The following is an 11,313-nucleotide window of genomic DNA, read 5'->3' as shown; positions in this document are numbered from 1 at the left end:
TGACGAGAAGTTCCTGCTGGCGAGCGAGTTTCCGCGCGACCCGTCGATTGAAAGCCTGCGCCGGCTCAGAACCGCGCTGCATTTTGCCATGCTCGAATCCGAGTCGGGCGACAACCGCGTGCTGCTGACCGGGCCGACGGAACAGGTGGGCAAGTCGTTCCTTTCCGCGAATCTGGCGGCGGTTGTCGCGGCGGCCGGCAAGCGGGTGTTGCTGATCGATGCGGACCTGCGCAAAGGCCATCTGGAGCAGTACTTCGGCCTCGACTCGACACCGGGCCTGGCCGACTATCTGTCCTCGGAGGTGCCGTCCGACTCGGTGATCAAGCGTGACGTGCGCCCGGGCCTGGACTTCGTTGCGCGCGGCGCGATCCCGGAGAACCCGGCCGAGCTGCTGGTGAGCGAGCGCATGCAGCAGTTCCTCGCGAAGACGAGCGACTACGATATCGTGCTTATCGACACGCCGCCCGTGCTCGCGGTCTCCGACGCGACCGCGCTTGCGGATAGCTGCGGCACCGTGTTGCTGGTGACGCGCTTCGAGACGACTTCCATTGCGCAGGTGCAGGAAGCGACCGCGCAACTCAAGCAGGCGAATGCCCGGGTGAAGGGTGTGATCTTCAATGCGATCGACACGGATGTCTATCGCTATAGTCTGGGCGGGCGCGCCGGCCTCTATCGCAATGCTTCCTATCTCGATGCACTGCCGGCCCGTGGAGAGGCAAAAAAAGATCAACCTTCGTGACGCGAGAGCCACGGTCGGTTTCGTACCGCTCACCGGGTTGGCCCACTTGATCTGCCCCATGACGCCTTCGAAAGCTGAGCGCACTGGCACCGGCGTCCTCATCTATGGCTGCATCCTTCTGACCTCTAGGGTCGTGCCGGCCGTCATTGTCCGACTCGGCCAGAAAATCGATTCAGGCAGCCTTTGAAGATGTCCGGGCTTCGGACCCCGCACGGGAAATTGGCCTTAACCACCACAACGCCAAATTCCTTTGCGGTCCAAGTGTCTGCCATTTCGATGCTGACGTTCTCCGCTTATCGCGATGCCGGCATCCTCGCATTCGTCTACAGCATCGGCTATTTCGTCATTCACGCTTGCCTGAACCTGCACGTCAGCCGCGAGCCCGTTGCCATTCTGGATATTGGCGCCGAGAGCGGGGTTAAACCCGTGGTATAGTGAGTTTCGTTATTAGACCGGTATTCATTCGCAAATAGGCATCTTTGCTCTTGTAATTCTCTGCCGGACTTTAGGTCGCCTTCATCATACTGTCCGGTGCAGCTAGGGAATATCCCAGCCCATAGCTTCGTCACCGATGACATCGTGCTGTTCAAATTCTCATTATTTCGATGTGGTCGTAAAGGGAGCGGAAGATGGTAACTTTCTTGACGCATGCCGCCTGTCTGTTGATCGGCGTGGCGATTGGGGTCTTTGCGTGTGCGCTTTGCGTTGCGCGTGCGAGAGGCTCAAAGGAGGATGATTAGTCGCATCACCCTCTTATGATTCGTCTGTCATTGGGATGTCCGCTGCATCCACTTTGCAAAACCATCACGCGTCGGCCTCACTTGACCGGCTTCAGGTAAGGGCCCGATAGGAATCGCTGCGCTCGCGGGATCGTCGCGGTGTATGCCCGAATAGCGGCGGCAAGCTGCGGACAAATCAGCTTACGGTTGTAATCGTAGATTGAGTAACCGTCGCCTTCCCCGTTGCTCGGGTCGCCGTTACGCACGACATACCAGAACGCCTTCGCCACCGAACCGTTGTCCATCAGAACCTTCAACTGGTTGAATGCCGCGAGTTGTCCGGCGTCCGTGCGGCTCTTACCGTCGTTGGTTTCCGTAATCCAGATCGGCTTGGAACCACTGGCAACCAGATCCGAAACGGTTGTGTTGAACGACTGCATCAGCATGTGGTAGTCGGCGCTGCTGAAGTACGGGTGAACGTCGACGACATCGATCGTGGTGTTCAACGGGCTGGCTGCGCTCTTCGCGTTGTTGCCCATTGCCTTGATGTAGTCGGTGGCCTGGATCAGCTCATTGCCTGCTGGCGGCTGCCAGCCGTTATTCGGATACGCCGAGTTGTAGAAGTACGAGATGCCCTGAGTGTGCAGAACCGTTTTGTAGCCCGACTGCCTCTTCGTGTTCAGGACGTGTTTGGCTTCCGAATAGAGCGTCTTGCTGCGATTCAGAATGTAGCCATAGATACCGTGCGGATCGCCGTAAGATGGGTCCGAAGCGGAGAACGACCAGTTGGTCTCATTGAACAGTTCGATGTCAGCCGTAAAGGGCAGAACGACGTCCATCAGCGAGTCGAAATACTTCGTGAACGCACCGTCGCAGAAGTCGAGTCGCGCTGACGATGCGCTCGGCGGATTCTTGGTGGCCGAGCATTGGTATGCGCTAGACGGCGCGTACATGCCCACCAGGAAAAGAATCTTCATACCGCGCGTGCGTGCGGCGTTCAAAAGCGCCTTCAGAAAGGCCACCTTTTTGGGGTCCAGCGTGCTGCCGTCGTCCAGCGTCATGAAGTCCCACGAAACGCCGAGGCGGACGGTACCGACGCCTAATCCGGCAATCAGATCCAGGTCCTTCGAGCATTCACTCAGTGCCTTCTGATCGGCACTCCACAGATTGCAGTTCACGTCCATTGCAAAACGGTCGTTCCCGTTTCCGGTGGGCGGCGGCTGCAGCGCTGCGCGTTGTGTGACGGTAGCCGTGGGCGTTGTCTGGGCGCGACCGTTCTTCGCGAAGGCCGACATTGGCTGCTCACACAAGAGTGTTAAGGCGAAAGATAAGAAGAAAATGGTGGGTTTCATTTCTCGACTATAAATGCTGACGCCCCCAAATGGATGCGAAAACGTCAATGTTAGGTGCGCAAGTGAACATCAATTGTTGAAGAGAACGCATCGGTTGCACTGATACGTCAAACACGCATATCAAACACTGCGTCGACGTCGCAAACCAGCATCAACGAAGTCTTCGCGGCGAGCTCGACAATATTCGAATCGGTTGACCATGTGCGGGAACGCACATCGGTTGCAGTGCCGAGCCCGGATACTTTTCGACTTGGATGGGCAGCGACGAGTGAGTGACCGCATAGAATTGGCGCGATAGCGCGAAAAACGAGCGGCTTTTCATCAAAGTTTCTTTTTTGAGCCTTCATTGAACGGACCAATAAGTGCCTATGTAGAGACGATAGCTGTCGTCTCTTTAGACAAATTGGAATCGAAGGCTTTAGAAAGTGCGGATTAACGTCTGATAAAAGTATGTGTCTGATGTGATCGTTTTTGTCATGATATTTACAAGCGATATGCAGTGGTAAGAGCAATCAAGAAGAGAGTCATCAATTCGAATTTTGCGTATCTGATTGTTAAAAGAACAGTAGACGCGCTCGATGAAAGTCACGTGTCGCGATCGAACTGTACGATGGCGCCTTTATGCGCTATTACCAACATTCAGTCGCAGAGTGAGATGTTACGCTGGTCGTGAAGTCATCAGTGAATCAGTGAAATTAGCTTCACTAAACGATTCGCTTCCACACCAAAATCTGTTTTGCAAGCGCAGGGTGCCTACGCCGGCCCCGTCCCCACGAGTTCCCGAACTAAGGAGATAGCATGTTCGAATCGAACGCCGCCGCGGATCCGAAATTGGAAGAGGCGTGCCTTGAGGCGAATTCTAAAAAGGTCGCCTTGGATGACTCGAATCAGCCAAGCGAGAACCTGATGGGTGCGAGGTGGGATGACGCAGTGAAGAGAGCAATGGACGTTTGCGGAGCGTCAGTTCTGCTCATCCTGCTCTCTCCGGTTCTACTGATCATTGCCCTGGTCGTCATGAGCGATCACGGAAACGCCGTATATGGGCATCCGAGAATTGGCCGCGGAGGACGTACTTTCAAGTGCCTGAAGTTCCGCTCTATGGTCAAGAACTCGGATGAAGTTCTCGCGATGCTGCTCGCCACTGATCCGCAGGCTCGTGCGGAATGGGACCGGGATTTCAAGCTTAAAAACGACATTCGTGTGACGCCGGTTGGCCGCATTCTGCGCAAGACGAGCCTCGACGAGTTGCCGCAACTCTGGAACGTGCTGCGCGGCGACATGAGTCTGGTGGGCCCTCGTCCTATCGTGCAAAAGGAGCTGGTGCGATATGGCCGTGATGTTCGCTACTACCTCGCGCTGAAGCCGGGAATGACAGGCTTATGGCAGGTGAGCGGCCGCAACGACGTGGACTATCCGACGCGGGTTTCGCTCGACGTCAAGTACGCAATGAACCGCTCGCTGACATTCGATATCTCGATTCTTCTGAAAACCGTCAAAGTGGTGTTCGCGAAAGACGGTGCCTACTGAGACCGGCTGAGGTTCTTTCCGCTGTCGTAGATTGCATGTCGTCCCGATCGCCGTGACCGGCCGGTGAAGTGATCCGCTATTGCTGAGAAATTCACGAGAAAAAGTTATGAGAGTGGTCCACGTAATTGAATCGACTGCTACAGGAACGCTTGCAGTTGTGAGCACGCTTGCGACGCGCCTCGCCAAGGAAGGTCACGAGGTTTATGTGATCTATTCCGAGCGGGAGGAAACGCCGAAGAACTTGCGCGCGATGTTCCACGCTGATGTCGTCCTGCAGCACCTGCAAATGAAAGGACCATCATTGGCGCACATCATGTCTGTCTTGCGCCGGCAACTCATCGGACTAAACCCGGATATCGTCCATATGCACTCGTCGTTCGCGGGTTTCCTAGGACGAATGTCGACCTTGTTTGCGTTGCCGTCAACGGCGCTTTTATATAGCCCCCATTGCATCTCCTTCGTACGGCGAGACATTGGCAGGGTGAAGCGATCCTGTTTCGCGGCGTTGGAGTGGCTTGCATGCTTGAAGAGATGCACATATGTTGGCTGCTCTGAGAGCGAATGCGCGGCGATCCGCCGCTACCTGTGGCGCGATGCAGTGCTGGTCGAGAATGCGATCGATCGGGCTGTGGGGGTCCACGGCGACACTCACCTGGAAGGCGCTGAAAACGTCGGATCGACAAAAAGGCGAGTAATTGCGACTGTCGGTGGCATTCGTGTGCAAAAGAATCCGCAACTGTTCGCGGAGATTGCACGATCGTTTGATCGGGACAGCGTCGAGTTCGTATGGATCGGCGACGGCGACGCGGATCTGAGGAAGACGCTCGAGGACGCCGGCGTGCGTGTGACCGGCTGGCTGACGCGTGCGGACGTTATCGAAGCTGTCGCGCAAGCGGATATCTATTTGTCGACAGCTTCCTGGGAGGGGATGCCGATCTCCCTGATCGAGGCAATGACGCTCGGGACGCCCGTTGTGGCGTCAGATTGTCCCGGCAACATCGATACCATTCGCCATAATTCGACCGGCGTCCTTTATCGGACGGTTGCACAAGCGACATCGTTGATCCAGAAGATGCTGACCGACGAGAAATTTCGTGAAGGTTTGTCGCGCCGCGCGCAGGAGGAAGCGCGCAATCGATTCAGTGAAGATCGCTTCTTCAATAACATCGCGTTGCTTTATTCGACCCAATTGAAAAGCCTTCGCGAAGGTCGTCCGGTGCTGAGCGAGTGATTGCGCAAAGCTTCGGGACGTCGAATCGAAAAACAGTGTCCGATTCTTCGTATTAACGAAGCGAATTAACTAAACAAACGATTTCGAAATCGTCCCTCTAAAAATGGTTTGCGCGGATTTTCGCGCAAACCATTTTAACTTTTAGACCCTCGCGAGATAACGCTCCACCCCCGAGGCGGAGATTATATTCGTCCATCGCAAATGCAGCAGTGTAGACGGATCGTTCTTCGGCACCATATCGCCATGGAAATTGCAGATGCTAGAGAATACGTCTGGGCCTGTTACTGTGCATTGAATTCCAAACTTGGCGGCGGCGTTCAGATTCGACGGCGAGTCATTGCAGATGATTCTTTTGCCGAGTGCAGCATATTCCAGAAGCTTCGTCGGCGTCTGCACGTCGTACGGACGCTTGTAGGGGATAGTTGAAATAGCGATCTCGCAATTGCGAACCACCGCGAGGGCATCGCGTTGCGGAAGACGGCCCGTGAACAGGATGCCGGGCGATTGAAGATATGCGTCGGAGATTTCCTTTTCAACCGGCCCAATCAGAACGAGGGTATCCGAGTCGCGCTTGGCGGCCAGAAAGTCCCTGATGAAGCCGTCAAAGCCACGTTCCCGCGTTATCTCGCCCAGATAGCAATACGTGCCCGCCGGGAGCGTCTGGTTGCGCTCAGCCTCCGTAGTGAAAATCCAGTCTGGCACACCCATTGGCAGGAAAACGGTATCTACTCCGTCCCGGAAACCCATCACTGCGCTCATCGAATCGTTCTGAAAGATTCGAAGATTGGGCCGCGGTTGCAAGGTTTTCTTTATGGTGTCTTTTAGCGCGCTGTTACGCCCAACCGACAGCGAGCGATAGTCGTGGATGACGTATTTCGCATTAGGCGTCCTCGGGTAAAAGCCCATGATGCACCAGAGAACGTATTCCTCCGGGTTCTTGACTTTTTTGTAATCATCCAGCGTTCCTGACGTTACCTTGCAGCCATTTCCTTCAAAGTACTTCGTGTAGGCGTCTATTTCCGGATAGTTCGCCTTGCCGGGGTGAAGAATGAATATCTGCATGTCATTGCCACCGTTCAAGTGTTGTCTCTCTGCGGCTGACTCTGCACTACCCTGGGGCAGTTCGGGTCGCGTTCGTTGAAATGTCGCACGCCAATGAATTGGTCAAGCGTGCGCTAGCTTGATGTCCTTTGGCAGAAACGCCGCGACGTTGGATTGCTCTATCACTCGGTCCCAAATGAGGTCTCTAAAGTCGCTCCGGCGATTTGCCGTGGCACTGCGGGCGGCGTCTTCATCGATGCCGTCAAAGATGTTCGCCGTCGTGATCACGCTGTGGATGCCCATCTCTTCACAGCATCTGATATTCGACGGCGAGTCGTTGCAGACGATTTTCTTGCCGAGCGCGGCGTACTCGAGAAGCTTGGTCGGGGTTTGATAGCAATGCGGCCGGTGATAGGGGAAGTAGCACACCGCAACTTCGGATTCGGCGACGTGCTTCAGCGCCTCACGCTGCGGCAACGGCCCGGTGAAAATGATATTTTTTGCGTTCGAAAATCTCTCGTAGATACGCGGGTCCGGTTTTCCCACCAGGAGGAGAGAGACGTCGCGCTTCTGAAACTTGTTTATAAATGCTTCCAGCACGCGATCGAAGCCTCGCTCGACGCTCATTTCGCCGATATAACAGAAATCAGCCTTCTTTTCGGTCTTGCCGCTACCCTGCACTTCGAAGATCCAGTTCGGCACGCCCATAGGCAAGATGACACTTGGTACGCCGTGGCCGAAACCCATGATCTCCTGTTGCTGCTTGTTTTGAAAGATTCGCAGATTCGGCTGGCAATTGAAGTACCGCTTCGCGACGTCTTTCATCGCCGGCCAGCCGCCAACGGAGAGAGAACGGTAGTCGTGGATCACGAAGTCGGATTCGAACCGATTCGGATAAAACCCCATGATTTCCCACAACACGAAATTTCGTTTGTCTTCTAGCGCACGATACTTGCTTATTGTCCCAACCATCACATCCACGCCTCGAGCTTTAAAATAGTTTTGATAGGCAGTGATTTCCGGATAATTGGCGTTGCCGGGAGACGTGATGAAAATTTTACGCATGCTGCATTCCTTTTTTAACCATGGAGATAAGGAACAATAAGGCCGTTACGAACAGTGCCGTGTCGGCCTAACTCCGCCTTTATTTAACAGGTGCTCGAACATTGACGACTTGTCTTGCTCGTAGCCGAAATCGCCAGCGATAATATTTTCGTCAGCAAACACCTTATCGTGGTGATTCGCTGCCTGGGATGAAGGCCGCGCGGTGCACAATTGTGTCCTACGCCGTATTGCGAGCTGTCGCGTCTTCGCTCGGGCGACATTGCGTGGCGTCGACCAGATTCGGTCAGTGCGCGGTGGTGGCGGCGCTGTGCTTTCTACGCCTGGTTCAATACACGCGGCCTGACGATGCGCTGAGCAAAGCGCCGGACCCGTCCCAGTCGTAGATAGCGCGGCGCCAACGTCAGGCCTGTGAGCTGCGCGGCGAACCACGCCACGGAAGAGTGATCGTCAATGTCGAACGCCTTGAGTCGGAACGGGTCGCTTCGTTCATCGTTCCAGCCCACGTCGGTCGTGCGTGCGGTCTTGTAGCCGGCCGCCTTCAACAGTTCGACCTCGCGCGGACCATAAATGCCATAGGGATACGCGAAATGCTCGCACGGCTTACCGACGATCCGTTCTACCTCCAACTTTGATAGCGCGAGTTCTTCAAAGCATTCGTCATCTTCACAGAAGGTCAGTGTCGGGTGATAGCGCGTGTGCGACTGGAAATCGACATAGGGACGCATCTCTTCGATATGGGCGGCGCTGAGGCCGCTAATCGTCGCCGATGCGTCTAGCGAGTCCTGATGAAAGCCTCGCGCGTCGAGTTCAGCCAGGCGCTGCTGATTTTTCATGCGGATCAGCCGCTTCACGCCTGCATCCTTCGCGACAGGATGGAGGAACCAATGAGTACGATCGTGCGCCACGATGCTGCTGCAGATGTAAATGGTCGGGTACACGCCGTACTTGATGAATACCGGCAGAAGCTTTGCATTGCCAATATGGCCGTCATCAAACGTGACGGCCACGCGCGGGCGACCACTACCACGCGAATTTGCCTGCGACAAGGGCACAAACTCGACCTTGTCTTTCAGGTACTCGAAATGAGCCTCGAGCGTGGCGGGCGATGGATCGTGATAGAGCAGAATCGCGGTGCGATTGCGCCAAAGCAACGCTCGAATCGCGGCGGGGGTTCCACTGAAAATCAGCGCGCGTGTGAGTATCTCACGCATCAATTGTTTCATATGCATCCCAGGCTAACGGCATTGAATGGGATTGTGCAGTTGCTGCCACAAAAGCGATGTGCGTTAGCGTACAGAGATAATGACAGCCTTCAGATAGTCTGGGATACTCGATAGTGTGACATACGCGCTATTTTCCAGAGCTGGATCTACTGCGGGGAAACAGGGATTCAGTGGAGAATCAGGCAGTCTTTATGTTTATACGGTAAGACGATTATTCTGAAGTTGGTGGCGCGCAAAGCAGAGGGAACATCGCAAAATTGCGTTGCACACCGAACTGACGCACGCAGCGTCAGCATCAAAAATGTTGCCGTCCCGTGACAGAAAGCGTGATTTGGCAGCGCCGCATCGCCCGCAGTTCAAATCCGGCTTCCATCCTTTTCGTACACCCGCCCTGGGGTTTCGATGAACCAGAACTCTCTCCTTACGAATACCGCTGTGCTCCGGAATAACGATGTCAGTCTTTCACGTTATTTCGACGTTCTGATGGCCAACCGCTGGCTGGTCGGTGGAATCGCCGGCAGCGTGCTCGCGCTGGGCGTGGCATACGCGTTCATTGCGCCGTCGGTGTACCAGGCCGATATTCTCGTGCAGGTGGAGGACAGCATCCCGACCAACAATTCGAAGAGCCCGCTGGGCGACGTCTCGAGCATGTTCGACGTCAAGACAGAGGCGACGGCTGAGATGGAAATCATTCAGTCGAGAATGGTGGTCGGCAAAGCCGTCGACGATCTGCACCTCGATATCAGCGCAAAGCCCAGGCGCTTTCCATTGATCGGCGACTGGCTGGGACGGCAAGCCAGAAGTGTTTCTGAGCCTGGGCTCTTTGGATTTGGCGGATATGCGTGGGGCAATGAATCGGTCAAGGTGTCCAGCTTCAACGTTCCGGAAGCATTCGAAGGCGAGAAGTTCGTGCTGACCGTTCTGGATGACGGGCGCTACCGGCTGGAGCAGTCGGATCTGAGCCAGCCGGTCGAGGGCCGCGTGGGCGCAACGCTCGACACGACACTGCCTGATGGCGCGATCACGCTGCGCATCGATGCGCTGAATGCCAGGCCCGGCACGCAATTCATTCTGGAGAGGCAGTCGCGCGAAAAGACGGTGGAAAACCTGCAAAACAGGCTGACCGTGTCGCAGAAGGGTAAGGACAGCGGCATCATCGGTGCGTCGCTGACGGGCTCCGAGCGGATGCTGACGGCCAGCACGCTCGCCGAAATCGGCAATGCGTATGTTGACCAGAACCTGAAGCGCAAGGCGGCAGAAGCCGAGAAGTCGCTCGAGTTCCTGAGCGCCCAGCTGCCGCAACTGAAGAGCGACCTGGAGCGCGCCGAGGGACGCTATAACGACATGCGCAACCGCATGGGCGTGTTCAACCTGAGCGAGCAGGGCAAGGCCTATCTGGATCAGAGCGTGGCCGCGCAGCGCAGCCTGCTCGAACTGAAGCAGAAGCGGGCGGAAATGGGCGCGATCTACGCGCCGGGTCACCCGACGATCCAGGCGCTCGATCAGCAGATCGGCATGCTGGGCAGCAGGATCGGCAGCCTGTCGCAGCAGGAACAGGGGTTGCCGGACCTGGAGCAGAACGCGGTACGCCTGACCCGTGACATGAACGTGAACAACGAGCTTTATGTCGGCATGTTGAACAACATGCAACAGCTCAAGCTGGTGCGCGCGGGCAAGGTGGGAACGGCGCGGCTGATCGACAACCCGGTGGTGCCGAAAGACCCGATCAAGCCGAACAAGCTGCTGGTGATTATCTACGCGGCGCTGGGCGGCCTGATTCTGGGTGTGGGTGCGGCGTTCGCGCGTACGGCGCTCTATCGGGGCGTGACCGACGCGCAGGAGATCGAGGAGCAGACGGGCCTGAACGTGTATGCGACCGTGCCGCTATCGCAGGCGAAAGTCGCGCGAATCGGCAAGGCGCCGAAGCTGTCCACTGACGAGAAGTTCCTGCTGGCGAGCGAGTTTCCGCGCGACCCGTCGATTGAAAGCCTGCGCCGGCTCAGAACCGCGCTGCATTTTGCCATGCTCGAATCCGAGTCGGGCGACAACCGCGTGCTGCTGACCGGGCCGACGGAACAGGTGGGCAAGTCGTTCCTTTCCGCGAATCTGGCGGCGGTTGTCGCGGCGGCCGGCAAGCGGGTGTTGCTGATCGATGCGGACCTGCGCAAAGGCCATCTGGAGCAGTACTTCGGCCTCGACTCGACACCGGGCCTGGCCGACTATCTGTCGTCGGAGGTGCCGTCCGACTCGGTGATCAAGCGTGACGTGCGCCCGGGCCTGGACTTCGTTGCGCGCGGCGCGATCCCGGAGAACCCGGCCGAGCTGCTGGTGAGCGAGCGCATGCAGCAGTTCCTCGCGAAGACGAGCGACTACGATATCGTGCTGATCGACACGCCGCCCGTGCTCGCGGTCTCCG

At 56.4% G+C, this 11,313-nt stretch carries 8 protein-coding genes and 1 pseudogene; 5 read left to right on the top strand and 4 right to left on the bottom strand.

The features are described 5' to 3' along the window. Together GCT19_RS39535 and GCT19_RS44055 are read left to right on the top strand one after the other, a co-directional pair. Positions 1 to 739: CpsD/CapB family tyrosine-protein kinase (locus GCT19_RS39535; RefSeq protein ID WP_152854922.1), on the top strand; the 739-nt coding region annotated here is incomplete at its 5' end. A 276-nt stretch (positions 740 to 1,015) separates the two neighbouring features. Further along, positions 1,016 to 1,174, top strand: a complete 159-nt coding sequence (locus tag GCT19_RS44055) for a hypothetical protein (protein WP_227717808.1) — start codon at positions 1,016 to 1,018, stop codon at positions 1,172 to 1,174. Between the two features lie 382 nt (positions 1,175 to 1,556). Here GCT19_RS44055 and GCT19_RS39525 read toward each other — a convergent pair whose 3' ends face one another. Continuing rightward, complete coding sequence (locus GCT19_RS39525; RefSeq protein WP_227749474.1) at positions 1,557 to 2,810, bottom strand: glycosyl hydrolase; 1,254 nt, start codon at positions 2,808 to 2,810, stop codon at positions 1,557 to 1,559. A 930-nt stretch (positions 2,811 to 3,740) separates the two neighbouring features. Between GCT19_RS39525 and GCT19_RS39520 the strand changes: the two are divergent. Both GCT19_RS39520 and GCT19_RS39515 read left to right on the top strand, forming a co-directional pair. After that, a pseudogene (locus GCT19_RS39520) lies at positions 3,741 to 4,337 on the top strand (sugar transferase); the annotation flags it as partial. Between the two features lie 106 nt (positions 4,338 to 4,443). Then, entirely contained in the window at positions 4,444 to 5,568 is a 1,125-nt protein-coding gene (locus GCT19_RS39515) for a glycosyltransferase (protein WP_152854919.1), read from the top strand. Between the two features lie 141 nt (positions 5,569 to 5,709). Here the strand turns inward: GCT19_RS39515 and GCT19_RS39510 are convergent, their stop codons facing one another. The 3 genes from GCT19_RS39510 to GCT19_RS39500 form a co-directional block, all read right to left on the bottom strand. Beyond that, on the bottom strand, positions 5,710 to 6,630 hold the full coding sequence (locus GCT19_RS39510; protein WP_152854918.1) for a glycosyltransferase: 921 nt from the start codon (positions 6,628 to 6,630) through the stop codon (positions 5,710 to 5,712). A 102-nt stretch (positions 6,631 to 6,732) separates the two neighbouring features. Further along, entirely contained in the window at positions 6,733 to 7,674 is a 942-nt protein-coding gene (locus tag GCT19_RS39505) for a glycosyltransferase (protein WP_152854917.1), read from the bottom strand. A 314-nt stretch (positions 7,675 to 7,988) separates the two neighbouring features. Further along, positions 7,989 to 8,885 (bottom strand): polysaccharide deacetylase family protein, encoded by an 897-nt coding sequence (locus GCT19_RS39500; RefSeq protein WP_227749473.1) that lies wholly within the window; start codon positions 8,883 to 8,885, stop codon positions 7,989 to 7,991. A gap of 495 nt (positions 8,886 to 9,380) precedes the next feature. Between GCT19_RS39500 and GCT19_RS39495 the strand changes: the two genes are divergently transcribed. After that, a partial coding sequence (locus tag GCT19_RS39495) for a GNVR domain-containing protein (protein WP_265334648.1) occupies positions 9,381 to 11,313 on the top strand: 1,933 nt, incomplete at its 3' end.

Source organism: Paraburkholderia atlantica, from assembly GCF_009362785.1.
Lineage (GTDB): Bacteria > Pseudomonadota > Gammaproteobacteria > Burkholderiales > Burkholderiaceae > Paraburkholderia > Paraburkholderia atlantica.
This window is presented reverse-complemented; position numbering and strand designations above follow the sequence as displayed.